The sequence below is a fragment of the Streptomyces cyanogenus genome (assembly GCF_017526105.1).
Lineage (GTDB): Bacteria > Actinomycetota > Actinomycetes > Streptomycetales > Streptomycetaceae > Streptomyces > Streptomyces cyanogenus.
In genome coordinates, this window is record NZ_CP071839.1 from 5,193,675 (window position 1) to 5,218,056 (window position 24,382).

Here is a 24,382-nt window from a genome sequence, read left to right on the forward strand (position 1 = left end):
CCCCCCGGTCGTCGGCACAGGGAAGAGATCTTACCGGGGGGAGTTCGGGCCGCTCCGGCCCACATCCCGATGCGTTCCCGAGGGGGAGAAGCCGCCCGTGGCACCGGAGCGGGGCATACCGGGTTCCGGTGGGGGGAGAGTTACCTCCGCCCAGACGGTCTTGCGGGGGTGCCGTCCCTGGGTGACGCCCCAGCGGTCGGCGAGCGCCGCCACGAGCAGGAGGCCGCGGCCTGATTCGCCCTCGTCGGCCGGAGACGTGAGCCGGGGGAGTCGGTCACCGCGCGTGTCGGTGACCTCGATGCGGAGCGTGCCGCCGACGACGTAGAGCAGCAGCTGGAAGTCGCGGCCGGGGACGCGGCCGTGGGTGGCGGCGTTGGCGGCGAGCTCGGCGACGATCTGCGTCGCCGTCTCCAACGGCAACCCCCACGTGCGGAGTTGCTGTTCCGTGAGCATCCGGGCGAGACGGGCGCCGCGCGGCGTGGGGGAGAGGCGGACGCTGAAGTGGGGGATGTTGCCGCCGAGTTGGATTTCAGGGGCAGCCGTTTCGTGGTTCACGTCACCGAGCGTGGCGGATTCTGCTTCCGTGAAGGGAGTGACTTCGCCTGTACGTACGGTGACTGTCCCGGCTTTGTCTCGGCTGTCCCGGCTGTCTCGGGCGTTGTACGGGTACGAGTGCGCGCCGGAGGAGGGGCCATGGGTGAGGGAGTGGACGAGGCCGGCTGGGACGTGGAGCCGGGCGACGAGATCGAGCCGGTGGTGCAGGCGGTGGGGCGCCTGCTCAAGGTCTGCCGGGAGGCGGCCGGGGTCTCGGTGCCCGAGCTGGCCGAGGCCATGGGGTACGGCGAGGACATGATCCGCAAGATCGAGCGCGGGGCACGGATTCCCCGGCCGGAGCTGCTGGACAGGGCGGACACGTTCCTGAAGGCGCAGGGGCACCTGAGGGCCTTCACGGAGGACATGAAGAGGGCCCGCTATCCGAAGAAGGTGCGGGAGCTGGCGGAGATGGAGGGGCGGGCGGTGGAGATGCTGCTCTACGGCACCCACAACATCCATGGCCTGCTGCAGACGCCGGAGTACGCACGAGCGCTGTTCGAGATGAGGCAGCCCGCGCTCGGCGAAGACGTTGTGGAGCGGGAGACCGCTGCGCGCATGGCTCGTAAGGCAGTCTTCGAGAGGGATCCCGCCCCGACGCTCAGTTTCGTCCAGGAACAGGTGACGCTCGAGCGTCCCTACGGTGGGAAGATGGTGCTGCGCCGACAGCTGGAACTCCTCCTGGAGGTAGCACAGTTGCGGAACGTGACGCTTCAGGTCATGCCGACCGACCGAGAAGAGAACGCCGGGGCGTCGGGCCTGGTAGAGGTGCTGAAGTTTGCCGACGGCACGGCGATCGGGCGCTCCGACGGCGCGTTCAACGGCCGCCCGGTCTCAAGCCCCAAAGATCTTCGGATCCTCGAACTGCGCTATGGAATGATCCGGGCGCAGGCTCTCACGCCGAGGGAGTCACAGGCCTTCATCGAGCAAGCGCTGGGGAGACTATGAGCACTGCCGAACTCCATTGGTTCAAGAGCAGTTACAGCAGCAGCGCTGAACCCGGCGACTGCCTCGAAGTCGCACTCCACTGGTTCAAGAGCAGCTACAGCGACAGCGGCGAACCCGGCTCCTGCCTCGAAGTCGCCCCCACCCCCACCACCATCCACATCCGCGACTCCAAGAACCCAGAAGGCCCCCGCCTCACCGCCACCCCGGCCGCCTGGGCGGCGTTCGTCGCCCTGGCCCGGCGGGGCTGAACAGCCCGAGTGGGGGGAGACCCGCCGAGCTGGGTCGGGGCCGTCCCGGGCGCCGCCTCTTACTCTCCGACGCGTCGGCGGTGAACTGAGTACCTGTACTCAGGTGCTTCCTGAGCCACATCGTGTAGTTCTGTCGTCGTCACGACGAGGGGGAGGACACACGCTCATGGCGTGGGACGAGTGGGAGCAGCTCAAGTCCAGCGCGGCCCAGCGAATGCGCATCGACCATGTGCCCGACGACCCCGGCGGGGGTGGCGGGGCGGGTCCGGACCTGAAGGCGTCGAAGGGTCCGTGGATGAAGGCGTCCGGAGTGGCAGAGGACCTGCGGACCGCCACCGACTCGGCGCTCACCGACCTGAAGACCGCCCATGAGGGCGCCAAGGCCGGAACCGAAGGCTTCACCAGTACCGCTGCGCTGCACGAGATCCTGCCCACCTGGGAGAAGCGGCTGACTTCGGTGCGCGACGAGTGCGGTCGGCTGCACGGCGCGTTAGCCAGGAGCGGACGCGACTTCGGCGAGATCGATCCGGCCGTCGCGGGCAAGGTCGACGGCGTGCGCGTTCCCGACAAGCCCGACTGGGCCCGGTGAGGTGAGCGGTGCCCACCTGGCAGCAGTTGCGTGACGCGAAGTTGACCGAGTACGAGGACGCCGCAGACGGCTGGGGCAAGGTCAGCAACCGGGCCGATGCCGCGCGCATCCGGGTCGACCAGGACATGGCGGCCCCGATCCACACAACGCAGAAGGGCGAGGCCAAGAACGCCGCCCAAGACGACATGACGCGGCTCAGCCGCAACTACCAGTACCTGCACGGCGAGTGCGGTCTCGTCCGTACGGCCCTGAACGGCCTCGCCTCGGAACTGGTCGACGTTCAGAAGAAGTTACAGCAGGCCCTCGATGATGCGGCGGATCTTGGCTTCACGGTCAACGAGGATGGCTCGGTCGAGTATCCGCACAGCACGCAGCTCCCGCTGGCCGCCGGTGCGTCGGCCGGCAAGGGGGTTGCCAAGCCGGGTGCCCCGGTGCCCTTCCTGCCCGGCGCCGGGGAGGCGCAGGGCGACCTCAACAAGGGCAAGGCCGAGGACATCGCCGAACGCATCCGGCAGGCGGTGAGCAGCGCCGTCGAGATCGACAACCGGTACGCCGGGATTCTGCGCCGGCTGAAGGCGCCGGACGGCCTTGAAGTGACCGACGACATGCTCATGGACCAGGCCCGTGACATGGGCGAGGTCCAGCAGGCGGCCGGCAAGTACCTCGGCAAGGATCACATCCCGCACGGCAAGTCCCCGGCCGAGAACAGGAAGTGGTGGGACGGGCTCACGCAGGAACAGCGTGAGGAGTACCAGACGCTGTTTCCCGCGGAGATCGGCGCGCTCGACGGCATACCGAGCGCGGTGCGCGACTCGGCGAACCGCACGGTGCTGGATGAGACCCGTGCGCAGGTCCAGCACGACCTGGACCAGCTGGGTCCGGAGCCACCCAAGACGATCGTCACGGCGGCTGGCGTCGTCCGCAATCCGGAGTGGACCGTCTGGGACGCTCGGGGAGGCAGTCGACTCAAAGGCCGGCTCACGGGCATGCAGGCCATCGAGGCCCGCTTCGATCAGACCGGCGTCAATGACCTGCCCCCGGCCTATCTGCTCGGTTTCGACCTCAAGGGCAACGGTCACGTCATCCTGGCCAACGGCAACCCGGACACGGCCGACAACACGGCGGTGTACGTGCCGGGTACGACATCGCGGCTGGAGGGTGCCCACGGCGACATCTCACGCATGACAAGAGTGTGGCAACAAGCCAATGCCATGTCTTCCGGCCAGTCAACCTCCACCATCACCTGGATCGGCTACGACGCTCCGCAGAACATCGTTACCGACTCCCCGCGATCCAGCTACGCCTACCACGCCGCGCCCACGCTCAATACCTTCATGGACGGACTGCAAACAGCGCAGGGCGGTCCGAACGCAAGCCACACCACGCTCATCGGCCACAGCTACGGGACGACTGTGATCGGTGCGGCCGCCAAGGAGCACCAAATCGCGGCCGATGACATAGTCGTCGCGGGCAGCCCCGGCATGCTGGTCGGCGACGCGGGCGACCTGGGCGTGGGCAAGGACCATGTCTGGTCCGAAGCCGCCGGATCCGACCCGGTGCCGTACATCGGCAGGGATTTCCTCGGTGGCTGGAAGTGGGGAGTGGACACCTACCACGGTGTGCCCTACAACGCGGGGTACATCCAGACCATCCCGTCCGACGAGTCATTCGGTGCCCACAGGATGGACGTGGACACCAGTGGTCACAGCGGGTACTGGACAGAGAGATCAACAAGCATCAAGAACCAGGCGGCAGTGGTCGTCGGCCGCTACGACAAGGTCCAGGAGGACAATTGACCCGCCGCCTCAGTGACCGTCCGAGGCTTCACCGGCTGGGCGTCGCCGTCGCCTGTGGCCTCATCTTTCTCACTGGAACGGGGTGTTCAAGCACGATGGATCACGATGAAGCCTCCGGCCCGGGGCACGAGACCAGCGGATCGAAGGCCACCACCCTGGATGTCGGCAAAGCCAAGGACAAAGCCAAGGCGGTGTCCAGTCAGATCTATGAGCTGATCGACATTCGGAAGGGGAAGGTGACCCAGCCGGGTCCCAGCATCGCCACCTGCGACCAAGACCCAGATCATCTCTACCAGACCGTTCATGCCTGGTCCGTCTACGGCGTCTCGGAGGACGAGCTGAAGGCCGGTTTCCAGCGCCTTAAGGAAGGTCTTCCCGGGAAGGGCTGGAAGATCGTCCAGTATGGACCGAACAAGAGCAAGGACCGGACGCTCGAGATGACGGCGGACTCTCGGACCGAGCCCTTCTCGGTGAACGCGGAACTCTGGGTGTCCAGCCCGACAGCCGGCCACGAGAAGGAACCGAAGATCCTTGTCAACGTCGAATCCGGCTGCTGGCGAGCGCCCAAGGGTACGGACCTGAACACGGAGTACTGATCCGGGTCCGCCTGGGGCCTGCTGCCCGAGAGGCCTGCGGGAGTTCATCGGACTACTTCGGACGGCGACGTCCGCAAGACCCGGGCGAGGGGCACACGGCCGAGGCGAACATCGCCGCCACCGACTTGCGTAACCACGCCCTCGTGATGGGCCCGTACGACAAGGCGACCCTTGAAGAAGACATACGCGACCGCTGTCAGCGCGGCTCTGGCCGCCGTCTTCTCGGGAAGCTGCTCTCAGGCGAGCGACGAGACGGACGAGAAGAAGGCCGGCGTCCGCGACGAGCGAGCCGTCAAGCAGAGTGTCGAGCGGGCGTCCAGCGAGGTCCTCGCCATCCTGGCGGCAAGGTGACCCAGCCGGATGTTCGAGTCGTCGGATGCCGACTGGTCCGATCCCTACCCCACTGTGAGCATGTGGATCGAACCCGACGGCTTCTGGATGGACGCCATCCCTCACCCTGCTTCCCCGCGGACCGCTGAAGCGGCATGGAACAGTCACCCGAGGGGAAGAGAGCACGCGATGCAGAAGAAGTCCGGGCTCAGAGGCATCCACGCCGGCTGGTACGCGGGCGTGGCCGTGCTGGTCCTGGGGCTCGTGGCGGCCGTCCTGTACGGCTCCGGGGCGTACGACTCCTGGCGTGACGGCCGCTCGCTGGACGAGGCCTGCGACGGCACGCTGGCGCAGGACGGGCTGGCCGAGGCGCTGGGCTCCTCGCACCTGAGGGCCGAGCGGGGCGACCGCGGTGTCCTGGCCGGGTGCTTCGTCAAGACGTCCCCCGGGAGCGGACGCGCCGTGCGGATCACCCTGCGCTGGAGCACCGAGGACGCCCCCTCGGGCAGCCTGGTCTGGTACGACTCGGGCTGGAACGGGGTGCGGGCGCAGGCGGCACCGCTCGGGAACGGCTGGCCCGGCGTCGTCCGGTACGACGGAACCTGGCAGATCATGGTCGTGCTCGACTGTGCGAAGCAGAAGGACAAGGCGCTGGTCGCCTACGGTGATCTCTACGGCTCCTCCGGCGGGACCGCGGTCACCGGGCTCGGCCGGGTGACCACCGAGACCGCACGGAACGCGGCCGGGAAGTACGGCTGCGAGGCGAAGGCCGGCCAGCCGCTCACCCGGGTGTCCACGGCCCGGGTCGGCAAGCCCGGCACGGCGAAACCGCTCGGGCGGGCGCAGGGGTCGTGCGTGGCGCTGCGGGACACGTCGGTGGCGCGGAGCGGCACACCCTGGATCATGGAGTACCCGGCGGACCCGGGCGCCCCGCAGACCAACTGCTACCTGGTGACCGACGCGAAGAAGCCCGGCTATGGGCTGTACGCGTACTACGGCGCCGCCGCCAAGGACTTCGAGTCGACCGGGTTCGGCGGACTCGATCACGATTCCGTGGTGGCTACCGCGCCCTGTCCCCGGGCCGGCCACGAGGCGGTCTTCGCGGTCTACCGTCTCTACGACCCGGACACCCGCAGCGAACCGGTCGCGCACTACTCGGCCCCGTTCGCCCGGTCCGCGCTGAAGGCCTTCGCCGAGCACGAGGCGCACCAGCACGGCTGCGGCGACGTACGGATCACGGATCCGACGTGACCGCGGCCCCGGTTTGACCTACGTCACCTTCGGGGTAATCTCTTCGGCTCGATTGGCGGAGCCCCTGCCCCATATGGCAGACTGTCGGAGTTGCTCGGTCGAGTGTTGATGCTGCGCGCCTCCCGCCGGGAGGACCGGAAGCGAGTCCCACAGTACTCGTCGCCCTAACTGCCGCAAGGCAGCGCTGGGGCGGACGTACGGGAATCTTCCGGGAAGCGTGGGCGCGGCGCCGGCCAGGCACCCGGTGGGCCTTCCGCCCCCGGCTTGCGGTTCCGGAAGGGCCGTGTGCATTCCCGCAGGGATGTTCGAACAAGGGACATCTGTGTCAGCGGGAGCGCGACACGCCCGACCGCGTGGGTCGGAAGAACGAAGGCAGCAGACGGAATCCGCCGGGTTCCAGAGCGTAAGAAGAGACAGGACTACTGAGTAGCCATGGCGGGACAGAAGATCCGCATCCGGCTCAAGGCCTACGACCACGAGGTCATCGACTCCTCGGCGAAGAAGATCGTCGAGACGGTGACCCGCACTGGTGCGTCGGTCGCGGGCCCGGTGCCGCTGCCCACTGAGAAGAACGTGTACTGCGTCATCAAGTCGCCGCACAAGTACAAGGACTCGCGCGAGCACTTCGAGATGCGCACGCACAAGCGCCTGATCGACATCCTCGACCCGACCCCCAAGACCGTTGACTCTCTGATGCGACTCGACCTCCCGGCCGGTGTCGACATCGAGATCAAGCTCTGAGGCTGGTGGGCTGAGAATGGCTAAGCAGATCAAGGGCATCCTGGGCGAGAAGCTCGGCATGACGCAGGTGTGGGACGAGAACAACCGTGTTGTTCCGGTCACCGTCGTCAAGGCCGGCCCCAACGTCGTCACCCAGGTCCGTACCAACGACACTGACGGCTACGAGTCGGTCCAGATCGCCTTCGGCGAGATCGACCCGCGCAAGGTGAACAAGCCCCTCAAGGGCCACTTCGCCAAGGCCGACGTCACCCCGCGTCGTCACCTCGTCGAGATCCGCACCGCGGACGCCTCCGAGTACACGCTCGGCCAGGAGATCACCGCTGCGGTGTTCGAGGCCGGTACCAAGGTCGACGTCACCGGCAAGAGCAAGGGCAAGGGCTTCGCCGGTGTCATGAAGCGCCACAACTTCCGTGGCCTCGGCGCCGGACACGGCACCCAGCGCAAGCACCGCTCTCCCGGTTCCATCGGTGGCTGCGCCACCCCGGGCCGTGTGTTCAAGGGCCTCCGCATGGCGGGTCGCATGGGCAACGAGCGGGTCACCACCCAGAACCTGACCGTCCACGCCGTTGACGCGGAGAAGGGTCTGCTGCTCATCAAGGGCGCGGTTCCCGGTCCGAACGGCGGCCTCGTCCTGGTCCGCACCGCGGCCAAGGGGGCCTGAGGTAACCGATGAGCACTGTTGACATCCTTTCGCCGGCTGGCGAGAAGGCCGGTTCCGTCGAGCTCCCCGCGGAGATCTTCGACGCCAAGGTCAGCGTTCCGCTGATCCACCAGGTCGTCGTCGCGCAGCTGGCCGCTGCCCGCCAGGGCACGCACAAGACCAAGACCCGCGGTGAAGTCCGTGGTGGTGGCAAGAAGCCGTACCGCCAGAAGGGCACCGGTCGCGCCCGTCAGGGTTCGACCCGCGCGCCGCAGTTCGCCGGTGGTGGCGTCGTCCACGGCCCGCAGCCGCGTGACTACTCGCAGCGCACCCCGAAGAAGATGAAGGCCGCCGCCCTGCGCGGTGCCCTCACCGACCGGGCGCGTCACAACCGCATCCACGTCGTCTCCGGCGTGGTCGAGGGTGACATCTCCACGAAGGCCGCCAAGAGCCTGTTCGGCAAGATCTCGGAGCGCAAGAACCTGCTCCTGGTCGCCGAGCGCTCCGACGAGGCCGCGTGGCTGTCCGCCCGCAACCTGCCCCAGGTCCACATCCTGGAGCCGGGCCAGCTGAACACGTACGACGTTCTCGTCTCGGACGACGTGGTCTTCACCCAGGCCGCTTTCGAGTCCTTCGTCGCCGGCCCGAAGGCCAACGACACCGAAGGGAGCGAGGTCTGATGGCCATCCGTCACCCCGCTATCGCCTCGAAGGCCGCCAAGGCCGCCAAGGCCGCGCGCGTCGCCAAGGCGCGTCGCCACGCCACCGAGGGCAAGAACACCGTCGAGACCCCGCTCAGCAAGTCGTACACGGACCCCCGTGACGTCCTGCTGAAGCCGGTCGTCTCCGAGAAGAGCTACGCGCTCCTCGACGAGAACAAGTACACGTTCATCGTCGACCCGAACGCCAACAAGACCCAGATCAAGCAGGCCGTCCAGGCGGTCTTCGACGTCAAGGTCACCGGGGTCAACACGATCAACCGCCAGGGCAAGCGCAAGCGGACCCGCACCGGGTTCGGCCAGCGCGCCGCCACCAAGCGCGCGATCGTGACCCTCGCCGAGGGCGACCGTATCGACATCTTCGGCGGTCCGACCGCGTAAGCGGGTCGGATCGTCCGATATCGGACGAGGACTGAGAAATGGGAATCCGCAAGTACAAGCCGACTACGCCGGGCCGTCGTGGCGCCAGCGTCGCCGACTTCGTCGAGGTCACGCGGTCCACGCCGGAGAAGTCGCTGGTCCGCCCGCTGCACAGCAAGGGCGGCCGTAACAACGCCGGTCGTGTGACCGTTCGCCACCAGGGTGGCGGACACAAGCGCGCCTACCGCGTGATCGACTTCCGTCGTCACGACAAGGACGGCGTGCCGGCGAAGGTCGCGCACATCGAGTACGACCCCAACCGCACCGCGCGCATCGCGCTGCTGCACTACGCCGACGGCGAGAAGCGCTACATCCTCGCCCCGCGCAACCTGCAGCAGGGCGACCGCGTCGAGAACGGTCCCGGGGCCGACATCAAGCCGGGCAACAACCTGGCCCTCCGCAACATCCCGGTCGGTACCACGATCCACGCGATCGAGCTCCGTCCCGGTGGCGGTGCCAAGTTCGCCCGTTCCGCCGGTGCCTCCGTGCAGCTGCTCGCGAAGGAGGGCGCCTACGCCCACCTGCGCATGCCGTCCGGTGAGATCCGCCTGGTCGACGTGCGCTGCCGCGCCACCGTCGGCGAGGTCGGCAACGCCGAGCAGAGCAACATCAACTGGGGCAAGGCGGGCCGCAAGCGGTGGCTGGGCGTTCGCCCGACCGTCCGTGGTGTGGTCATGAACCCGGTTGACCACCCGCACGGTGGTGGTGAGGGCCGGACCTCCGGTGGTCGCCACCCTGTGTCCCCGTGGGGCAAGAAGGAAGGCCGTACTCGTTCGCCCAAGAAGGCGTCGAACAAGTACATCGTCCGCCGCCGCAAGACGAACAAGAAGCGCTAAGGACGGGTTGAGATGCCTCGTAGCTTGAAGAAGGGACCCTTCGTCGACGACCACCTGATCAAGAAGGTGGACGCCCAGAACGAAGCGGGCTCTAAGAACGTCATCAAGACCTGGTCCCGTCGCTCGATGATCGTCCCGGCCATGCTCGGTCACACGATCGCGGTGCACAACGGCAAGACCCACATCCCGGTGTTCGTCACCGAGTCGATGGTCGGCCACAAGCTCGGCGAGTTCTCGCCGACGCGCACCTTCCGGGGCCACGTCAAGGAAGACCGGAAGTCGAAGCGCCGCTAGCAGCGGATCGCATTCAGACACGTAAGTAACTGAAGGGACAACCATGGAAGCCAGGGCCCAGGCGCGGTACATCCGCGTCACGCCCATGAAGGCCCGCCGCGTGGTGGACCTCATCCGTGGCATGGACGCCACGGAGGCCCAGGCCGTCCTGCGATTCGCTCCGCAGGCCGCCTCGGTGCCGGTGGGCAAGGTGCTGGACAGCGCCATTGCCAACGCCGCGCACAACTACGACCACACCGATGTCGACAGCCTCTTCGTTTCCGAGGCCTACGTCGACGAGGGCCCGACCCTGAAGCGGTTCCGTCCGCGTGCCCAGGGCCGTGCCTACCGGATCCGCAAGCGGACCAGCCACATCACCGTGGTCGTCAGCAGCAAGGAAGGAACCCGGTAATGGGCCAGAAGGTAAACCCGCACGGGTTCCGGCTCGGTGTCACGACCGACTTCAAGTCGCGTTGGTACGCCGACAAGCTGTACAAGGACTACGTCAAGGAAGACGTCGCCATCCGTCGGATGATGACGTCCGGCATGGAGCGCGCCGGCATCTCCAAGGTCGAGATCGAGCGCACCCGTGACCGCGTGCGTGTGGACATCCACACCGCTCGTCCGGGCATCGTGATCGGCCGCCGTGGCGCCGAGGCCGACCGCATCCGCGGTGACCTCGAGAAGCTCACGGGCAAGCAGGTCCAGCTGAACATCCTCGAGGTCAAGAACCCCGAGACCGACGCTCAGCTCGTGGCCCAGGCCGTCGCCGAGCAGCTCTCCTCCCGCGTCTCCTTCCGTCGGGCCATGCGCAAGAGCATGCAGTCCGCCATGAAGGCCGGCGCCAAGGGCATCAAGATCCAGTGCGGTGGCCGCCTCGGCGGCGCCGAGATGTCCCGCTCGGAGTTCTACCGCGAGGGCCGCGTGCCCCTGCACACGCTCCGTGCGAACGTGGACTACGGCTTCTTCGAGGCCAAGACGACCTTCGGCCGCATCGGCGTGAAGGTCTGGATCTACAAGGGCGACGTCAAGAACATCGCCGAGGTCCGCGCCGAGAACGCTGCCGCCCGTGCGGGTAACCGCCCGGCCCGCGGTGGCGCCGACCGCCCGGCCCGTGGTGGCCGCGGTGGCGAGCGGCGCGGTCGCAAGCCGCAGCAGGCTGCCGGCGCCGAGGCCCCCAAGGCCGAGGCTCCCGCCGCCGCTCCGGCTGAGAGCACCGGAACGGAGGCCTGACCGTCATGCTGATCCCCCGTAGGGTCAAGCACCGCAAGCAGCACCACCCGAAGCGCAACGGTATGTCCAAGGGTGGAACGCAGGTTGCGTTCGGCGAGTACGGCATCCAGGCGCTGACCCCGGCCTACGTGACGAACCGCCAGATCGAGGCGGCTCGTATCGCGATGACCCGCCACATCAAGCGTGGCGGCAAGGTCTGGATCAACATCTACCCGGACCGTCCCCTCACCAAGAAGCCGGCCGAGACCCGCATGGGTTCCGGTAAGGGTTCTCCGGAGTGGTGGATCGCCAACGTCAAGCCCGGACGTGTGATGTTCGAGCTGTCGTACCCCAACGAGAAGATCGCCCGTGAGGCGCTCACGCGTGCGGCCCACAAGCTGCCGATGAAGTGCCGGATCGTCAAGCGCGAGGCAGGTGAAGCGTGATGTCGGCCGGTACCAAGGCGTCCGAGCTGCGCGAGCTGGGCAACGAGGAGCTTCTGGCGAAGCTCCGCGAGGCCAAGGAAGAGCTGTTCAACCTCCGCTTCCAGGCGGCGACGGGTCAGCTCGAGAACCACGGTCGGCTGAAGGCCGTCCGCAAGGACATCGCGCGGATCTACACCCTGATGCGTGAGCGCGAGCTGGGCATCGAGACGGTGGAGAGCGCCTGATGAGCGAGAGCAACGTGACTGAGAACACCGAAGCCCGAGGCTTCCGCAAGACCCGTGAGGGTCTGGTCGTCAGCGACAAGATGGACAAGACCGTCGTCGTCGCCGTCGAGGACCGTGTGAAGCACGCGCTGTACGGCAAGGTCATCCGCCGTACGAACAAGCTCAAGGCCCACGACGAGCAGAACGCTGCGGGCGTCGGCGACCGCGTCCTCCTCATGGAGACCCGGCCGCTGTCCGCGACGAAGCGCTGGCGCGTCGTCGAGATCCTCGAGAAGGCCAAGTAATTCCTGCGGGGCAAACCCCGCAGGTCAGTTCCGCCAGGCTCCGGGGGCCGCTGAGAGGCGGCCCCCGGGGAACCGGCAGACGATCAGGAGATAGACGTGATCCAGCAGGAGTCGCGACTGCGTGTCGCCGACAACACTGGTGCGAAGGAGATCCTTTGCATCCGTGTGCTCGGTGGCTCCGGTCGCCGCTACGCGGGCATCGGTGACGTCATCGTCGCCACCGTGAAGGACGCGATCCCCGGTGGCAACGTGAAGAAGGGTGACGTCGTCAAGGCGGTCATCGTTCGCACCGTCAAGGAGCGCCGCCGTCCGGACGGCTCGTACATCCGCTTCGACGAGAACGCCGCCGTCATTCTGAAGAACGACGGCGACCCTCGCGGCACCCGCATCTTCGGCCCGGTCGGCCGTGAGCTGCGCGAGAAGAAGTTCATGAAGATCATCTCGCTCGCGCCGGAGGTGCTGTAAGCATGAAGATCAAGAAGGGCGACCTGGTCCAGGTCATCACCGGTAAGGACAAGGGCAAGCAGGGCAAGGTCATCGCGGCCTACCCCCGCGAGGACCGTGTCCTGGTCGAGGGTGTCAACCGGGTCAAGAAGCACACCAAGGCCGGTCCGACCGCCAGCGGTTCCCAGGCCGGCGGCATCGTGACCACCGAGGCCCCGATCCACGTGTCCAACGTTCAGCTGGTCGTGGAGAAGGACGGCCAGAAGGTCGTCACGCGTGTCGGTTACCGCTTCGACGAAGAGGGCAACAAGATCCGCGTTGCCAAGCGGACGGGTGAGGACATCTGATGGCTACCACCACCACTCCGCGTCTGAAGCAGAAGTACCGCGAGGAGATCGCGGGCAAGCTGCGTGACGAGTTCAAGTACGAGAACGTCATGCAGGTTCCCGGCCTCGTCAAGATCGTGGTCAACATGGGTGTCGGCGACGCCGCCCGTGACTCGAAGCTGATCGAGGGCGCTATCCGCGACCTGACCACCATCACCGGTCAGAAGCCGGCCGTCACCAAGGCCCGCAAGTCCATCGCGCAGTTCAAGCTGCGTGAGGGCCAGCCGATCGGTGCCCACGTCACGCTCCGTGGCGACCGCATGTGGGAGTTCCTGGACCGCACCCTGTCGCTCGCGCTCCCGCGCATCCGCGACTTCCGCGGCCTGTCCCCCAAGCAGTTCGACGGCCGTGGCAACTACACCTTCGGTCTCACGGAGCAGGTCATGTTCCACGAGATCGACCAGGACAAGATCGACCGCGTCCGGGGTATGGACATCACCGTGGTGACCACGGCGACCAACGACGAAGAGGGCCGTGCCCTTCTCCGTCACCTCGGCTTCCCGTTCAAGGAGGCGTGAGCGAGATGGCGAAGAAGGCTCTCATCGCGAAGGCTGCTCGCAAGCCCAAGTTCGGTGTGCGTGGCTACACCCGCTGCCAGCGCTGCGGTCGTCCGCACTCCGTTTACCGCAAGTTCGGCCTCTGCCGCGTGTGCCTTCGTGAGATGGCTCACCGTGGCGAGCTGCCGGGCGTGACCAAGAGCTCCTGGTAATCCCTGCTTTTTAGGGATTCCTGGACCTCTCGGTAAGCAACCGGGACGGCAGGGGCTCCCGCCCTCATGGCTTAGGCTAGGAGGGTTGGGCCTCTGCCGCCCTGAACGCCCGCGGACAGCGTCCGCTAGTAATTGCTTACTACGCCGTAGGTCCCCGCGCCGCACCCGTCCCGTCTGCAGAAGTACGGGGAGAGGGATGGCGCATATAGGAAACCCCGGCGAGAAAGGCCACAGGCCAATTCATGACCATGACTGATCCGATCGCAGACATGCTGACGCGTCTGCGGAACGCGAACTCGGCGTACCACGACTCGGTGTCGATGCCGCACTCCAAGATCAAGTCTCACATCGCGGAGATCCTCCAGCAGGAGGGCTTCATCACGGGCTGGAAGGTCGAGGACGCCGAGGTCGGCAAGAACCTCGTCCTGGAGCTGAAGTTCGGCCCCAACCGTGAGCGCTCCATCGCGGGCATCAAGCGGATCTCCAAGCCCGGTCTCCGGGTGTACGCGAAGTCCACCAACCTGCCGAAGGTGCTCGGCGGCCTGGGCGTGGCGATCATCTCCACGTCGCACGGGCTCCTCACCGACAAGCAGGCCGGCAAGAAGGGCGTGGGTGGGGAAGTCCTCGCCTACGTCTGGTAGCAGAAGGGAACGGAGGAAACAGCTATGTCGCGCATCGGCAAGCTCCCCATCGCGGTTCCCGCCGGCGTGGACGTCACCATCGACGGCCGTACGGTTTCGGTCAAGGGCCCCAAGGGTTCGCTGACCCACACCGTTGCCGCGCCGATCGACATCGCTAAGGGCGAGGACGGCACCCTCCAGGTGCTGCGCCCGAACGACGAGCGTCAGAGCAAGGCCCTGCACGGCCTCTCCCGCACGCTGGTGGCGAACATGATCACCGGCGTGACCCAGGGTTACGTGAAGAAGCTCGAGATCAGCGGTGTCGGTTACCGAGTGACCGCCAAGGGTTCGAACCTGGAGTTCGCTCTCGGTTACAGCCACCCGATCGTGGTCGAGGCCCCCGAGGGCATCACCTTCAAGGTGGAGTCCCCGACCCGTTTCTCGGTCGAGGGCATCGACAAGCAGAAGGTCGGCGAGGTTGCGGCCAACATCCGCAAGCTGCGCAAGCCCGACCCGTACAAGGCCAAGGGCGTCAAGTACGAGGGCGAAGTCATCCGCCGCAAGGTCGGAAAGGCGGGTAAGTAAGCCATGGCATACGGGCAGAAGATCCTCAAGGGCGACGCCTACAAGCGCGCCGCGATCAAGCGCCGTCACATCCGGATCCGCAAGCGGATCTCCGGTACGGCGGAGCGCCCCCGTCTGGTCGTGACCCGCTCCAACCGCCACATCGTGGCGCAGGTGATCGACGACCTGAAGGGTCACACCCTGGCGTCGGCGTCCACCCTGGACGCGTCGATCCGTGGCGGCGAGGCCGACAAGTCCGCGCAGGCCAAGCAGGTCGGCGCCCTGGTCGCCGAGCGTGCCAAGGCCGCCGGTGTCGAGACCGTCGTGTTCGACCGTGGTGGCAACCAGTACGCCGGGCGCATCGCCGCCCTGGCGGACGCCGCCCGCGAAGCCGGGCTCAAGTTCTGAGCCGCTTGTAGCTAGCGGAAAGAGAGAGGTAATCCAATGGCTGGACCCCAGCGCCGCGGAAGCGGTGCCGGTGGCGGCGAGCGGCGGGACCGGAAGGGCCGTGACGGCGGCGCTGCTGCCGCCGAGAAGACCGCGTACGTCGAGCGCGTCGTCGCGATCAACCGCGTCGCCAAGGTTGTGAAGGGTGGTCGTCGCTTCAGCTTCACCGCGCTGGTCGTGGTGGGCGACGGTGACGGCACCGTGGGTGTCGGATACGGCAAGGCCAAGGAGGTGCCGGCCGCCATCGCCAAGGGCGTTGAGGAGGCCAAGAAGCACTTCTTCAAGGTCCCCCGGATCCAGGGCACCATCCCCCACCCCATCCAGGGTGAGAAGGCTGCCGGCGTCGTGCTGCTCAAGCCCGCGTCCCCGGGTACCGGTGTTATCGCCGGTGGTCCGGTGCGTGCCGTGCTCGAGTGCGCCGGTATCCACGACGTGCTGTCGAAGTCGCTCGGCTCCGACAACGCGATCAACATCGTGCACGCGACCGTGGAGGCCCTGAAGGGTCTGCAGCGCCCCGAGGAGATCGCGGCCCGCCGTGGTCTGCCGCTCGAGGACGTCGCTCCCGCGGCCCTGCTGCGTGCGCGTGCCGGGGTGGGTGCGTAATCATGGCGCAGCTCAAGATCACGCAGGTCAAGTCCTACATCGGCAGCAAGCAGAACCACCGTGACACCCTGCGGTCGCTTGGTCTCAAGGGGATCAACACCGTGGTCGTCAAGGAGGACCGCCCCGAGTTCCGCGGCATGGTGCACACCGTCCGCCACCTCGTGACGGTCGAGGAGGTCGACTGATCATGGCGGAGCAGAACCCGCTCAAGATCCACAACCTCCGTCCCGCCCCGGGCGCCAAGACCGCCAAGACCCGTGTCGGTCGTGGTGAGGCGTCGAAGGGTAAGACGGCCGGTCGTGGTACCAAGGGCACCAAGGCCCGCTACCAGGTTCCGGAGCGCTTCGAGGGTGGCCAGATGCCGCTCCACATGCGCCTCCCGAAGCTGAAGGGCTTCAAGAACCCGTTCAAGACCGAGTACCAGGTCGTGAACCTCGACAAGCTGGCCGCGCTCTACCCCGAGGGTGGCGAGGTCACCGTCGAGGGTCTCGTGGCCAAGGGTGCCGTTCGCAAGAACAGCCTCGTCAAGGTCCTCGGCCAGGGCGAGATCTCCGTGGCGCTGCAGGTGACGGTCGACGCCGTCTCCGGCTCCGCCAAGGAGAAGATCACCGCCGCCGGCGGTACGGTCACCGAGCTCGTCTGAGTCCCTCGGACGACGCCTCGATGACGTAAACGATCCCGACCGGGGATACCTCACAATGAGGTATCCCCGGTCGGTCGTTCCTAGGGGGGCAGTGTCGCCGGTAAGGTGGCCTGCACTGTTCTTTTTCGTATTCGTCGAACCTCAGACCGTCACCCTTGACGCAGTTGCGCGGGGGTCGCAGGAGGCACCGTGCTCACCGCGTTCGCCCGGGCGTTCAGGACGCCCGACCTGCGCAAGAAGCTGCTCTTCACGCTGGGCATCATCGTGGTCTACCGGGTCGGTACCCACATCCCGATCCCCGGCGTGAACTACAAGAACGTTCAGCAGTGTGTCCGGGAGGCCTCCGGTAACCAGGGCCTCTTCGGGCTGGTCAACATGTTCAGTGGTGGAGCGCTGCTGCAGATCACGATCTTCGCGCTCGGGATCATGCCGTACATCACGGCCAGCATCATCCTGCAGCTGCTGACGGTCGTGATCCCGCGTCTGGAGGCCCTCAAGAAGGAGGGTCAGGCCGGCACGGCCAAGATCACGCAGTACACCCGCTACCTGACCGTGGCGCTGGCCATCCTTCAGGGCACCGGCCTGGTGGCCACCGCCCGCAGCGGTGCTCTCTTCGGCACCTGCTCGGTGGCCAACCAGATCGTCCCCAACCAGGCGATCTTCACGACCATCACGATGGTCATCTGCATGACCGCGGGTACGGCCGTGGTGATGTGGCTCGGTGAGCTGATCACCGACCGCGGCATCGGCAACGGCATGTCGATCCTGATGTTCATCTCGATCGCCGCGACCTTCCCGTCCGCGCTGTGGGCCATCAAGAAGCAGGGCACGCTGGCCGGCGGCTGGATCGAGTTCGGCACCGTCATCGCGGTGGGCCTCGTCATGGTCGCGCTCGTCGTCTTCGTCGAGCAGGCCCAGCGCCGCATCCCGGTGCAGTACGCGAAGCGCATGATCGGGCGCCGTTCTTACGGCGGTACGTCCACGTACATCCCGCTCAAGGTGAACCAGGCCGGTGTGATTCCTGTCATCTTCGCCTCCTCGCTGCTCTACATCCCGGCGCTCGTGGCGCAGTTCGCGGGGGGCAAGTCGGACTGGAAGACCTGGGTCGAGCAGAACCTGACCAAGGGCGATCACCCGATTTACATCACTTCGTACTTCTTGCTCATCGTTTTCTTCGCGTTCTTCTACGTGGCGATCTCCTTCAACCCCGAAGAAGTCGCCGACAACATGAAGAAGTATGGTGGCTTCATCCCGGGCATCCGGGCTGGCCGACCGACCGCTGAGTACCTGAGCTACGTGCTCAACCGGATCACCTGGCCGGGTTCGCTGTATCTGGGTCTGATCGCTCTCGTGCCGACAATGGCGTTGGTGGGCTTTGGGGCAAGCCAGAACTTCCCGTTCGGCGGGACCAGCATCCTGATCATCGTGGGTGTCGGTCTCGAGACGGTGAAGCAGATCGAGAGCCAGCTCCAGCAGCGCAATTACGAAGGGTTCCTCCGCTGATGCGTATCGTCCTCGTCGGGCCGCCGGGTGCCGGTAAGGGAACGCAAGCCGTCCGGCTCGCAGAGAAGCTGGCCATCCCGCACATCTCCACGGGCGACCTGTTCCGGGCCAACATCAGCCAGCAGACCGAGCTGGGCAAACTGGCGAAGTCCTACATGGACGCCGGCAACCTCGTCCCCGACGAGGTGACCATCGCGATGGCCAAGGACCGCATGGAGCAGCCGGACGCGGAGAACGGCTTCCTGCTGGACGGCTTCCCGCGGAACGTCTCGCAGGCGGAGGCGCTGGACGAGCTGCTGCAGACCGAGGGCATCACGCTGGACGCCGTCCTCGACCTGGAGGTCCCCGAGGACGAGGTCGTCAAGCGCATCGCCGGCCGCCGCATCTGCCGCAACGACTCCTCGCACGTCTTCCACGTGACGTACAGCAAGCCCAAGCAGGAGGGCGTCTGCGACGTCTGCGGCGGCGAGCTGTACCAGCGCGACGACGACTCCGAGGAGACCGTGCGCAAGCGGCTGGAGGTCTACCACACGCAGACCGAGCCGATCATCGACTACTACAAGGCGCAGGGCCTGGTCGTGACGATCTCCTCCCTGGGCCCGGTGGACGAGATCACGCAGCGGGCGCTGGAGGCCCTCAAGCGCGAGAAGGCCGAGAACAAGTAGTTCGCGGTCCTTCCGGCCGCGGTGCCTGTCCGGGCGCCGCGGCCGTACTGTTGTACAGGTACCCCAGTCGACGTGAGTGACGGAGAGCGCAGGCCCCCCATGGTGCAGATCAAGACCCCCGAGCAGATCGCGAAGATGCGGGCGGCGGGCCTGGTCGTAGCCGCCATCCACGCGGCCACGCGGGAGGCCGCGGTGCCGGGTGCCACCACCAGGGACCTGGACGAGGTGGCCCGCAAGGTCCTCGCCGAGCACGGCGCGAAGTCGAACTTCCTGGGCTACGGCGGCTTCCCCGCCACCATCTGCACCTCCGTGAACGACGTGGTCGTGCACGGCATCCCCTCCGACGACGTCGTCCTGAAGGACGGCGACATCATCTCCATCGACTGCGGCGCGATCGTCGACGGCTGGCACGGCGACGCGGCCTACACCGCCTTCGTCGGCTCCGGCCACTCCCCGGAGCTGGTCGAGCTCTCCCGGGTGACGGAGGAGTCGATGTGGGCCGGCATCGCGGCCATGAAGCTGGGCAACCGCCTGGTCGACGTCTCCCGGGCGATCGAGACGTACATCCGCCGCCAGCCCAAGCCGGGCGGCGGCCGGTACGGGATCATCGAGGACTACGGCGGCCACGGCATCGGCACCGAGATGCACATGGACCCGCACCTGCTGAACTACGTCGACCGCCGTCGCGGCAAGGGCCCCAAGCTGGTGCCCGGCTTCTGCCTCGCCATCGAGCCGATGGTCTCGCTCGGCACCCCGCGCACGGAGGTCCTCTCCGACGACTGGACGGTCATCACCACCGACGGCACCTGGTCCTCCCACTGGGAGCACTCGGTCGCCCTCACCGAGCAGGGCCCCCTGGTCCTGACGGCCCCCGACGGCGGCAGGGCCAAGCTCGCCGAGTACGGCATCACGGCTGCTCCGGACCCGCTCGCTTAACGATCTCCGCCATGGGGCAGACTTCCTCGATTCGCCTTTCGCGGTGCGCCGACGTAGACTGACTCGTCGGCTCTCGTGCACCCGCATGTCCGCATGCTTGAGACGGAGTCGATCAAGGTAGTCGATTCGAAGGGCGAAGCGTGGCCAAGAAGCAAGGTGCCATCGAGATCGAGGGCACTGTCGTCGAGTCTCTTCCGAACGCCATGTTCAAGGTCGAGCTCCAGAACGGCCACCAGGTCCTGGCACACATCAGCGGCAAGATGCGTATGCACTACATCCGCATCCTCCCTGACGACCGGGTCGTGGTGGAGCTGTCTCCGTACGACCTGACGCGTGGCCGGATCGTCTACCGGTACAAGTAGATCTTGCCCGCGCCCCGGGCCCGCCCGGTGCGATGGCACTGACCCGGAGAACCTCACCCCATGAAGGTCAAGCCGAGCGTCAAGAAGATCTGCGACAAGTGCAGGGTGATCCGCCGTCACGGCCGGGTCATGGTCATCTGCGAGAACCCGCGCCACAAGCAGCGCCAGGGCTGACGCACGACCATCACCCTCTGCACCTCTATCGCAGAGTTTCGCGCGACGCGAGCTGAATATGTTCATACGCAGAGCCCGAGCCATCCAGCTCGACACCCCCGGTTCGGAGGCCGGGGACCCGGTTCGTACCTGGTACGGCGGCCGGGAGCCGGCTCTGTGGAAGACCTCCGAAGATTCACCAGGAGCCATTGAATGGCACGCGTTTCCGGTGTCGACATCCCGCGCGACAAGCGCGTGGAGATCGCCCTCACCTACGTGTTCGGCATCGGCCGGACCCTCTCGAAGGAGACGCTGGCTGCGACCGGCGTCGACCCGAACACCCGTGTTCGTGACCTCACCGAAGAGCAGCTGGTCGCGATCCGCGAGTACGTCGACAACAACATCAAGACCGAGGGTGACCTCCGTCGCGAGATCCAGGCCGACATCCGCCGCAAGGTCGAGATCGGCACCTACCAGGGTCTCCGTCACCGTCGCGGTCTGCCCGTCCGCGGTCAGCGCACCAGCACCAACGCTCGCACCCGCAAGGGGCCGCGTCGCGCCATCGCCGGCAAGAAGAAGCCGGGCAAGAAGTAGTCCGCAGCGGACACCTGTCCACGGTCTTCGCTGTAGGACCGACCACCTCCCGTAGGAGTTAGTAGATGCCCCCCAAGGGACGTCAGGGCGCTGCCAAGAAGGTGCGCCGCAAGGAAAAGAAGAACGTCGCTCACGGCCACGCGCACATCAAGAGCACGTTCAACAACACGATCGTCTCCATCACGGACCCGTCCGGCAACGTGATCTCCTGGGCCTCCGCCGGCCACGTCGGCTTCAAGGGCTCCCGGAAGTCCACGCCGTTCGCCGCGCAGATGGCCGCCGAGTCGGCTGCCCGCCGCGCCCAGGAGCACGGCATGCGCAAGGTCGACGTGTTCGTGAAGGGCCCGGGTTCCGGTCGTGAGACCGCGATCCGCTCCCTGCAGGCCACGGGCCTCGAGGTCGGCTCCATCCAGGACGTCACCCCGACCCCGCACAACGGCTGCCGCCCGCCGAAGCGCCGCCGCGTCTGAGGCACCGGCTGCTTCAGGGTTTTTCGGGCGGTACGGCCCCGTGAAAAGGGCCGTATCGCCCGTACCCTTGCAGTACCCGCACTTCTCACAGGTGCGGTTTCCGTCGGACGTCAAATAGCGGGCGTCCACGAAAGAAGGATCTGATCCACACATGCTGATCGCTCAGCGTCCCTCGTTGACCGAAGAGGTCGTCGACGAGTTCCGCTCCCGGTTCGTGATCGAGCCGCTGGAGCCGGGCTTCGGCTACACCCTCGGCAACTCCCTCCGCCGCACCCTCCTCTCCTCGATCCCCGGCGCTGCTGTCACCAGCATCCGGATCGACGGCGTCCTGCACGAGTTCACCACCGTGCCGGGCGTCAAGGAGGACGTCACCGACCTGATCCTCAACATCAAGCAGCTGGTCGTCTCCTCGGAGCACGACGAGCCGGTCGTGATGTACCTGCGCAAGCAGGGCCCGGGTCTGGTCACCGCCGCCGACATCGCGCCCCCGGCCGGTGTCGAGGTGCACAACCCCGACCTCGTCCTCGCCACGCTCAACGGCAAGGGCAAGCTGGAGATGGAGCTGACCGTCGAGCGCGGTCGCGGCTACGTCTCGGCCGTGCAGAACAAGCAGGTGGGCCAGGAGATCGGCCGTATCCCGGTCGACTCCATCTACTCGCCGGTTCTCAAGGTCACGTACAAGGTCGAGGCCACGCGTGTCGAGCAGCGCACCGACTTCGACAAGCTGATCGTCGACGTCGAGACCAAGCAGGCCATGCGTCCGCGTGACGCCATGGCGTCGGCCGGTAAGACCCTGGTCGAGCTGTTCGGTCTCGCCCGCGAGCTGAACATCGACGCCGAGGGCATCGACATGGGCCCGTCCCCGACGGACGCCGCCCTCGCCGCCGACCTGGCGCTGCCGATCGAGGAGCTGGAGCTCACCGTTCGGTCGTACAACTGCCTCAAGCGTGAGGGCATCCACTCCGTGGGTGAGCTCGTCGCGCGTTCCGAGGCCGACCTCCTGGACATCCGCAACTTCGGTGCGAAGTCCATCGACGAGGTCAAGGCGAAGCTGGCCGGCATGGGCCTGGCCCTGAAGGACAGCCCGCCCGGATTCGACCCCACGGCCGCCGCGGACGCGTTCGGCGCGGACGACGACGCGGACGCGGGCTTCGTGGAGACCGAGCAGTACTGAGAGCTCGGGCCTTCCGGTCCGTACTCGGGTGCGGGTGCGCTGTGGTTGTCGCGCAGTTCCCCGCGCCCCTTCCGGACGACATGCCCCTTGCGGGCTGTCGTCCGGATCTCCGACAGGCAACCGCCTGCTCGGATACTGACCCCGGTACCTGACACGGCCGGGGCAGACACACAGGAGAAAGAACATGCCGAAGCCCACCAAGGGTGCCCGTCTGGGCGGCAGCGCCGCGCACGAGAAGCTCCTCCTCGCCAACCTGGCGAAGAGCCTCTTCGAGCACGGCCGTATCACCACCACCGAGGCGAAGGCCCGCCGTCTGCGGCCGTACGCCGAGCGTCTGATCACCAAGGCGAAGAAGGGCGACCTTCACAACCGCCGTCAGGTGCTCCAGGTCATCACGGACAAGAGCGTCGTCCACACGCTCTTCACCGAGATCGGCCCGCGCTACGAGAACCGTCCGGGTGGCTACACCCGCATCACCAAGATCGGTAACCGCCGTGGCGACAACGCGCCCATGGCCGTCATCGAGCTGGTCGAGGCGCTGACGGTTGCGCAGCAGGCGACCGGTGAGGCCGAGGCCGCCACCAAGCGTGCGGTCAAGGAGGCCGAGGAGGCCAAGGCCCCCGAGGCGACCGAGGCTCCGGCCGAGGAGGCCGCTGCCGAGGAGTCCAAGGACGCGTAAGCGTTCTGCCGGGGACTGATACGTCGGCGGGTGCGGCCTTGTCGTGGCCTGTCGCGCAGTTCCCCGCGCCCCCGAAGGGCGTTTGCGGGCCCGTTCCTTTCGAGGAGCGGGCCCGCTCTTGTGTTCCTGAGAGGATCTGTACGTGAGTGACGAAGTACAGCCCGGCCATGTCCGTCTCCGTCTCGACCTGTCCTACGACGGCACCGGCTTCCACGGCTGGGCCAAGCAGGCCGGTGGCAGGCGTACGGTGCAGGGCGAGATCGAGGACGCGCTGCGGACGGTGACCCGGTCGCGGGAGACCTACGAGCTGACGGTCGCGGGGCGGACCGACGCCGGCGTGCACGCGCGCGGGCAGGTGGCCCATGTGGATCTGCCCGAGGGCGTGTGGCGCGAGCATCACGAGAAGCTGCTCAAGCGGCTCGCCGGCCGGCTGCCGAGGGACGTCCGCGTCTGGGCCCTGCGCGAGGCGCCCAGCGGCTTCAACGCGCGGTTCTCGGCGGTCTGGCGGCGGTACGCGTACCGGGTGACCGACAACCCGGGAGGCGTGGATCCGCTGCTGCGCAACCATGTGCTGTGGCACGACTGGCCGCTCGACGTGGACGCCATGAACGAGGCGGCCCGGGCGCTCCTCGGCGAGCACGACTTCGCCGCCTACTGCAAGAAGCGCGAGGGCGCGACCACGATCCGCACGCTCCAGGAGCTGAGCCTGGTCCGGGGCGACGACGGGATCATCACCGCGACCGTGCGGGCGGACGCGTTCTGCCACAACATGGTGCGCTCGCTGATCGGGGCGCTGCTGTTCGTGGGGGACGGGCACCGGGGGCCGGAGTGGCCCGGGAAGGTGCTGGCCGCGGGCGTGCGGGACTCCGCGGTGCATGTCGTACGGCCGCACGGGCTGACCCTGGAGGAGGTCGGCTACCCGGCCGACGAGCTGCTGGCGGCGCGGAACAAGGAGGCCCGGAACAAGCGGTCGCTGCCCGGTGCGTCCGGTTGCGATACCTGTTAGTTACGTTGCATTTCGCGGCGCTTATGCACCATGTCTGGACTTACCTGGCGTAACCGACGTGGTCGACTCTTACGCGTTTCATACACCTCGATTAATCTTGCGCCTTCCGGCCGCATGTTCGACAGGGGTGGCCGGATCGGGTGGGGGGTCGACGGGTCGGTACGGGCCCGGGGTTGGACAACGGCATGACTTCAGTGGGTCCCGTGCGGACCGGGGGGCGTCGCGCGGCGCGCCGGAGCGGCGGGCGGCGACGGGCAGGGCGCGGCGGGCGCCCCGCGCTG

The 24,382-nt window shown here is 67.1% G+C and carries 39 protein-coding genes; 38 read left to right on the plus strand and 1 reads right to left on the minus strand.

Translation table 11 applies throughout. The features are described 5' to 3' along the window. Nucleotides 1–30: 30 nt before the first annotated feature. Entirely contained in the window at nt 31–555 is a 525-nt protein-coding gene (locus tag S1361_RS23440; RefSeq protein ID WP_208033760.1) for an ATP-binding protein, read from the minus strand. 138 nt (nt 556–693) lie between these two features. On the opposite strand from S1361_RS23440, the gene S1361_RS23445 reads away from it, so the two are divergent. The 38 genes from S1361_RS23445 to truA all read left to right on the plus strand — a co-directional run bounded on the left by S1361_RS23445 (nt 694) and on the right by truA (nt 24,101). Further along, the gene (locus tag S1361_RS23445) at nt 694–1,539 is read left to right on the plus strand and encodes a helix-turn-helix domain-containing protein (RefSeq protein WP_208033761.1); all 846 of its coding nucleotides are present in this window, start codon (nt 694–696) and stop codon (nt 1,537–1,539) included. Then, nucleotides 1,536–1,787, plus strand: coding sequence for a DUF397 domain-containing protein (locus S1361_RS23450; RefSeq protein WP_208033762.1), 252 nt, complete (start codon nt 1,536–1,538; stop codon nt 1,785–1,787). Before S1361_RS23445 ends, S1361_RS23450 begins: the two co-directional genes overlap by 4 nt. Before the next feature lie 166 nt (nt 1,788–1,953). Then, a complete protein-coding gene (locus tag S1361_RS23455; RefSeq protein ID WP_208033763.1) occupies nt 1,954–2,376 on the plus strand; it encodes an amino acid ABC transporter permease in 423 nt (140 codons plus the stop codon). Between the two features lie 8 nt (nt 2,377–2,384). Further along, entirely contained in the window at nt 2,385–4,172 is a 1,788-nt protein-coding gene (locus S1361_RS23460) for an alpha/beta hydrolase (protein WP_208033764.1), read from the plus strand. 95 nt (nt 4,173–4,267) lie between these two features. Then, nucleotides 4,268–4,768 (plus strand): hypothetical protein, encoded by a 501-nt coding sequence (locus tag S1361_RS23465; protein WP_208033765.1) that lies wholly within the window; start codon nt 4,268–4,270, stop codon nt 4,766–4,768. A 171-nt stretch (nt 4,769–4,939) separates the two neighbouring features. After that, on the plus strand, nt 4,940–5,119 hold the full coding sequence (locus S1361_RS23470; protein WP_208033766.1) for a hypothetical protein: 180 nt from the start codon (nt 4,940–4,942) through the stop codon (nt 5,117–5,119). A 168-nt stretch (nt 5,120–5,287) separates the two neighbouring features. Next, nucleotides 5,288–6,349, plus strand: a complete 1,062-nt coding sequence (locus S1361_RS23475; RefSeq protein WP_208033767.1) for a hypothetical protein — start codon at nt 5,288–5,290, stop codon at nt 6,347–6,349. Between the two features lie 432 nt (nt 6,350–6,781). Then, nucleotides 6,782–7,090 (plus strand): 30S ribosomal protein S10, encoded by a 309-nt coding sequence (gene rpsJ, locus S1361_RS23480; RefSeq protein WP_003948644.1) that lies wholly within the window; start codon nt 6,782–6,784, stop codon nt 7,088–7,090. A gap of 16 nt (nt 7,091–7,106) precedes the next feature. Beyond that, nucleotides 7,107–7,751, plus strand: a complete 645-nt coding sequence (rplC, locus tag S1361_RS23485; protein ID WP_030641186.1) for a 50S ribosomal protein L3 — start codon at nt 7,107–7,109, stop codon at nt 7,749–7,751. An 8-nt stretch (nt 7,752–7,759) separates the two neighbouring features. After that, on the plus strand, nt 7,760–8,410 hold the full coding sequence (gene rplD, locus S1361_RS23490) for a 50S ribosomal protein L4 (protein ID WP_208033768.1): 651 nt from the start codon (nt 7,760–7,762) through the stop codon (nt 8,408–8,410). Continuing rightward, a complete protein-coding gene (gene rplW, locus S1361_RS23495; protein WP_030345427.1) occupies nt 8,410–8,829 on the plus strand; it encodes a 50S ribosomal protein L23 in 420 nt (139 codons plus the stop codon). Before rplD ends, rplW begins: the two co-directional genes overlap by 1 nt. Nucleotides 8,830–8,867: 38 nt before the next feature. Further along, the gene (gene rplB, locus S1361_RS23500; protein WP_018543909.1) at nt 8,868–9,704 is read left to right on the plus strand and encodes a 50S ribosomal protein L2; all 837 of its coding nucleotides are present in this window, start codon (nt 8,868–8,870) and stop codon (nt 9,702–9,704) included. A 12-nt stretch (nt 9,705–9,716) separates the two neighbouring features. Further along, a complete protein-coding gene (gene rpsS, locus S1361_RS23505; RefSeq protein WP_095748093.1) occupies nt 9,717–9,998 on the plus strand; it encodes a 30S ribosomal protein S19 in 282 nt (93 codons plus the stop codon). Nucleotides 9,999–10,041: 43 nt separating this feature from the next. Further along, on the plus strand, nt 10,042–10,389 hold the full coding sequence (rplV, locus tag S1361_RS23510; RefSeq protein WP_030778516.1) for a 50S ribosomal protein L22: 348 nt from the start codon (nt 10,042–10,044) through the stop codon (nt 10,387–10,389). Then, on the plus strand, nt 10,389–11,210 hold the full coding sequence (rpsC, locus tag S1361_RS23515) for a 30S ribosomal protein S3 (protein WP_014674374.1): 822 nt from the start codon (nt 10,389–10,391) through the stop codon (nt 11,208–11,210). Before rplV ends, rpsC begins: the two co-directional genes overlap by 1 nt. 5 nt (nt 11,211–11,215) lie before the next feature. Then, nucleotides 11,216–11,635 carry a 50S ribosomal protein L16 gene (gene rplP / locus S1361_RS23520; RefSeq protein ID WP_009190136.1) on the plus strand — a complete coding sequence of 140 codons (420 nt, stop codon included), beginning with the start codon at nt 11,216–11,218 and terminating at the stop codon, nt 11,633–11,635. Further along, nucleotides 11,635–11,859 carry a 50S ribosomal protein L29 gene (gene rpmC, locus S1361_RS23525; RefSeq protein WP_003974259.1) on the plus strand — a complete coding sequence of 75 codons (225 nt, stop codon included), beginning with the start codon at nt 11,635–11,637 and terminating at the stop codon, nt 11,857–11,859. Before rplP ends, rpmC begins: the two co-directional genes overlap by 1 nt. Then, nucleotides 11,859–12,143 (plus strand): 30S ribosomal protein S17, encoded by a 285-nt coding sequence (gene rpsQ, locus S1361_RS23530; protein ID WP_014674375.1) that lies wholly within the window; start codon nt 11,859–11,861, stop codon nt 12,141–12,143. Before rpmC ends, rpsQ begins: the two co-directional genes overlap by 1 nt. Before the next feature lie 96 nt (nt 12,144–12,239). Next, nucleotides 12,240–12,608 carry a 50S ribosomal protein L14 gene (gene rplN / locus S1361_RS23535; protein WP_003998823.1) on the plus strand — a complete coding sequence of 123 codons (369 nt, stop codon included), beginning with the start codon at nt 12,240–12,242 and terminating at the stop codon, nt 12,606–12,608. Between the two features lie 2 nt (nt 12,609–12,610). Next, entirely contained in the window at nt 12,611–12,934 is a 324-nt protein-coding gene (rplX, locus tag S1361_RS23540; protein WP_030345434.1) for a 50S ribosomal protein L24, read from the plus strand. Further along, nucleotides 12,934–13,491 (plus strand): 50S ribosomal protein L5, encoded by a 558-nt coding sequence (gene rplE, locus S1361_RS23545; RefSeq protein WP_030345436.1) that lies wholly within the window; start codon nt 12,934–12,936, stop codon nt 13,489–13,491. Before rplX ends, rplE begins: the two co-directional genes overlap by 1 nt. A gap of 5 nt (nt 13,492–13,496) precedes the next feature. Then, nucleotides 13,497–13,682: a type Z 30S ribosomal protein S14 gene (locus tag S1361_RS23550; protein ID WP_003948630.1), complete on the plus strand. Its 186-nt coding sequence runs from the start codon at nt 13,497–13,499 to the stop codon at nt 13,680–13,682. 242 nt (nt 13,683–13,924) lie between these two features. Beyond that, a complete protein-coding gene (rpsH, locus tag S1361_RS23555) occupies nt 13,925–14,323 on the plus strand; it encodes a 30S ribosomal protein S8 (protein WP_014674378.1) in 399 nt (132 codons plus the stop codon). Between the two features lie 24 nt (nt 14,324–14,347). Beyond that, the gene (rplF, locus tag S1361_RS23560) at nt 14,348–14,887 is read left to right on the plus strand and encodes a 50S ribosomal protein L6 (RefSeq protein WP_030641195.1); all 540 of its coding nucleotides are present in this window, start codon (nt 14,348–14,350) and stop codon (nt 14,885–14,887) included. Between the two features lie 3 nt (nt 14,888–14,890). After that, nucleotides 14,891–15,274, plus strand: a complete 384-nt coding sequence (gene rplR / locus S1361_RS23565; protein ID WP_208033769.1) for a 50S ribosomal protein L18 — start codon at nt 14,891–14,893, stop codon at nt 15,272–15,274. A 36-nt stretch (nt 15,275–15,310) separates the two neighbouring features. Then, nucleotides 15,311–15,916 carry a 30S ribosomal protein S5 gene (gene rpsE / locus S1361_RS23570; protein ID WP_014674381.1) on the plus strand — a complete coding sequence of 202 codons (606 nt, stop codon included), beginning with the start codon at nt 15,311–15,313 and terminating at the stop codon, nt 15,914–15,916. A gap of 2 nt (nt 15,917–15,918) precedes the next feature. Beyond that, nucleotides 15,919–16,101, plus strand: coding sequence for a 50S ribosomal protein L30 (gene rpmD / locus S1361_RS23575; protein WP_003998814.1), 183 nt, complete (start codon nt 15,919–15,921; stop codon nt 16,099–16,101). Nucleotides 16,102–16,103: 2 nt separating this feature from the next. Next, a complete protein-coding gene (rplO, locus tag S1361_RS23580) occupies nt 16,104–16,559 on the plus strand; it encodes a 50S ribosomal protein L15 (protein WP_014674382.1) in 456 nt (151 codons plus the stop codon). 189 nt (nt 16,560–16,748) lie between these two features. Further along, on the plus strand, nt 16,749–18,062 hold the full coding sequence (gene secY / locus S1361_RS23585) for a preprotein translocase subunit SecY (protein WP_208033770.1): 1,314 nt from the start codon (nt 16,749–16,751) through the stop codon (nt 18,060–18,062). After that, nucleotides 18,062–18,727, plus strand: a complete 666-nt coding sequence (locus tag S1361_RS23590) for an adenylate kinase (RefSeq protein ID WP_208033771.1) — start codon at nt 18,062–18,064, stop codon at nt 18,725–18,727. The genes secY and S1361_RS23590 overlap by 1 nt, the downstream gene beginning before the upstream one ends. 99 nt (nt 18,728–18,826) lie before the next feature. Beyond that, entirely contained in the window at nt 18,827–19,663 is an 837-nt protein-coding gene (gene map / locus S1361_RS23595; RefSeq protein WP_208036732.1) for a type I methionyl aminopeptidase, read from the plus strand. A 140-nt stretch (nt 19,664–19,803) separates the two neighbouring features. After that, nucleotides 19,804–20,025: a translation initiation factor IF-1 gene (gene infA / locus S1361_RS23600; RefSeq protein ID WP_003948620.1), complete on the plus strand. Its 222-nt coding sequence runs from the start codon at nt 19,804–19,806 to the stop codon at nt 20,023–20,025. A gap of 60 nt (nt 20,026–20,085) precedes the next feature. Further along, a complete protein-coding gene (rpmJ, locus tag S1361_RS23605) occupies nt 20,086–20,199 on the plus strand; it encodes a 50S ribosomal protein L36 (protein WP_003998809.1) in 114 nt (37 codons plus the stop codon). A 192-nt stretch (nt 20,200–20,391) separates the two neighbouring features. After that, entirely contained in the window at nt 20,392–20,772 is a 381-nt protein-coding gene (rpsM, locus tag S1361_RS23610; RefSeq protein ID WP_030641206.1) for a 30S ribosomal protein S13, read from the plus strand. Between the two features lie 65 nt (nt 20,773–20,837). Continuing rightward, a complete protein-coding gene (rpsK, locus tag S1361_RS23615; protein ID WP_003956432.1) occupies nt 20,838–21,242 on the plus strand; it encodes a 30S ribosomal protein S11 in 405 nt (134 codons plus the stop codon). A gap of 151 nt (nt 21,243–21,393) precedes the next feature. Beyond that, nucleotides 21,394–22,416: a DNA-directed RNA polymerase subunit alpha gene (locus S1361_RS23620; protein ID WP_003966937.1), complete on the plus strand. Its 1,023-nt coding sequence runs from the start codon at nt 21,394–21,396 to the stop codon at nt 22,414–22,416. A 184-nt stretch (nt 22,417–22,600) separates the two neighbouring features. Further along, on the plus strand, nt 22,601–23,095 hold the full coding sequence (gene rplQ, locus S1361_RS23625) for a 50S ribosomal protein L17 (protein WP_208033772.1): 495 nt from the start codon (nt 22,601–22,603) through the stop codon (nt 23,093–23,095). A gap of 142 nt (nt 23,096–23,237) precedes the next feature. Next, the gene (truA, locus tag S1361_RS23630; protein WP_208033773.1) at nt 23,238–24,101 is read left to right on the plus strand and encodes a tRNA pseudouridine(38-40) synthase TruA; all 864 of its coding nucleotides are present in this window, start codon (nt 23,238–23,240) and stop codon (nt 24,099–24,101) included. Nucleotides 24,102–24,382: the final 281 nt, after the last annotated feature.

What these genes read in the sequence shown, in the direction of transcription:
- S1361_RS23445 (WP_208033761.1), top strand. Translation starts at nt 694, where the DNA reads ATGGGTGAGGGAGTGGACGAGGCCGGCTGGGACGTGGAGCCGGGCGAC.
- S1361_RS23450 (WP_208033762.1), top strand. Translation starts at nt 1,536, where the DNA reads ATGAGCACTGCCGAACTCCATTGGTTCAAGAGCAGTTACAGCAGCAGC.
- S1361_RS23455 (WP_208033763.1), top strand. Translation starts at nt 1,954, where the DNA reads ATGGCGTGGGACGAGTGGGAGCAGCTCAAGTCCAGCGCGGCCCAGCGA.
- S1361_RS23465 (WP_208033765.1), top strand. Translation starts at nt 4,268, where the DNA reads ATGGATCACGATGAAGCCTCCGGCCCGGGGCACGAGACCAGCGGATCG.
- S1361_RS23475 (WP_208033767.1), top strand. Translation starts at nt 5,288, where the DNA reads ATGCAGAAGAAGTCCGGGCTCAGAGGCATCCACGCCGGCTGGTACGCG.
- rpsJ (WP_003948644.1), top strand. Translation starts at nt 6,782, where the DNA reads ATGGCGGGACAGAAGATCCGCATCCGGCTCAAGGCCTACGACCACGAG.
- rplC (WP_030641186.1), top strand. Translation starts at nt 7,107, where the DNA reads ATGGCTAAGCAGATCAAGGGCATCCTGGGCGAGAAGCTCGGCATGACG.
- rplD (WP_208033768.1), top strand. Translation starts at nt 7,760, where the DNA reads ATGAGCACTGTTGACATCCTTTCGCCGGCTGGCGAGAAGGCCGGTTCC.
- rplW (WP_030345427.1), top strand. Translation starts at nt 8,410, where the DNA reads ATGGCCATCCGTCACCCCGCTATCGCCTCGAAGGCCGCCAAGGCCGCC.
- rplB (WP_018543909.1), top strand. Translation starts at nt 8,868, where the DNA reads ATGGGAATCCGCAAGTACAAGCCGACTACGCCGGGCCGTCGTGGCGCC.
- rpsS (WP_095748093.1), top strand. Translation starts at nt 9,717, where the DNA reads ATGCCTCGTAGCTTGAAGAAGGGACCCTTCGTCGACGACCACCTGATC.
- rplV (WP_030778516.1), top strand. Translation starts at nt 10,042, where the DNA reads ATGGAAGCCAGGGCCCAGGCGCGGTACATCCGCGTCACGCCCATGAAG.
- rpsC (WP_014674374.1), top strand. Translation starts at nt 10,389, where the DNA reads ATGGGCCAGAAGGTAAACCCGCACGGGTTCCGGCTCGGTGTCACGACC.
- rplP (WP_009190136.1), top strand. Translation starts at nt 11,216, where the DNA reads ATGCTGATCCCCCGTAGGGTCAAGCACCGCAAGCAGCACCACCCGAAG.
- rpmC (WP_003974259.1), top strand. Translation starts at nt 11,635, where the DNA reads ATGTCGGCCGGTACCAAGGCGTCCGAGCTGCGCGAGCTGGGCAACGAG.
- rpsQ (WP_014674375.1), top strand. Translation starts at nt 11,859, where the DNA reads ATGAGCGAGAGCAACGTGACTGAGAACACCGAAGCCCGAGGCTTCCGC.
- rplX (WP_030345434.1), top strand. Translation starts at nt 12,611, where the DNA reads ATGAAGATCAAGAAGGGCGACCTGGTCCAGGTCATCACCGGTAAGGAC.
- rplE (WP_030345436.1), top strand. Translation starts at nt 12,934, where the DNA reads ATGGCTACCACCACCACTCCGCGTCTGAAGCAGAAGTACCGCGAGGAG.
- S1361_RS23550 (WP_003948630.1), top strand. Translation starts at nt 13,497, where the DNA reads ATGGCGAAGAAGGCTCTCATCGCGAAGGCTGCTCGCAAGCCCAAGTTC.
- rpsH (WP_014674378.1), top strand. Translation starts at nt 13,925, where the DNA reads ATGACCATGACTGATCCGATCGCAGACATGCTGACGCGTCTGCGGAAC.
- rplF (WP_030641195.1), top strand. Translation starts at nt 14,348, where the DNA reads ATGTCGCGCATCGGCAAGCTCCCCATCGCGGTTCCCGCCGGCGTGGAC.
- rplR (WP_208033769.1), top strand. Translation starts at nt 14,891, where the DNA reads ATGGCATACGGGCAGAAGATCCTCAAGGGCGACGCCTACAAGCGCGCC.
- rpsE (WP_014674381.1), top strand. Translation starts at nt 15,311, where the DNA reads ATGGCTGGACCCCAGCGCCGCGGAAGCGGTGCCGGTGGCGGCGAGCGG.
- rpmD (WP_003998814.1), top strand. Translation starts at nt 15,919, where the DNA reads ATGGCGCAGCTCAAGATCACGCAGGTCAAGTCCTACATCGGCAGCAAG.
- rplO (WP_014674382.1), top strand. Translation starts at nt 16,104, where the DNA reads ATGGCGGAGCAGAACCCGCTCAAGATCCACAACCTCCGTCCCGCCCCG.
- S1361_RS23590 (WP_208033771.1), top strand. Translation starts at nt 18,062, where the DNA reads ATGCGTATCGTCCTCGTCGGGCCGCCGGGTGCCGGTAAGGGAACGCAA.
- map (WP_208036732.1), top strand. Translation starts at nt 18,827, where the DNA reads ATGGTGCAGATCAAGACCCCCGAGCAGATCGCGAAGATGCGGGCGGCG.
- rpmJ (WP_003998809.1), top strand. Translation starts at nt 20,086, where the DNA reads ATGAAGGTCAAGCCGAGCGTCAAGAAGATCTGCGACAAGTGCAGGGTG.
- rpsM (WP_030641206.1), top strand. Translation starts at nt 20,392, where the DNA reads ATGGCACGCGTTTCCGGTGTCGACATCCCGCGCGACAAGCGCGTGGAG.
- rpsK (WP_003956432.1), top strand. Translation starts at nt 20,838, where the DNA reads ATGCCCCCCAAGGGACGTCAGGGCGCTGCCAAGAAGGTGCGCCGCAAG.
- S1361_RS23620 (WP_003966937.1), top strand. Translation starts at nt 21,394, where the DNA reads ATGCTGATCGCTCAGCGTCCCTCGTTGACCGAAGAGGTCGTCGACGAG.
- rplQ (WP_208033772.1), top strand. Translation starts at nt 22,601, where the DNA reads ATGCCGAAGCCCACCAAGGGTGCCCGTCTGGGCGGCAGCGCCGCGCAC.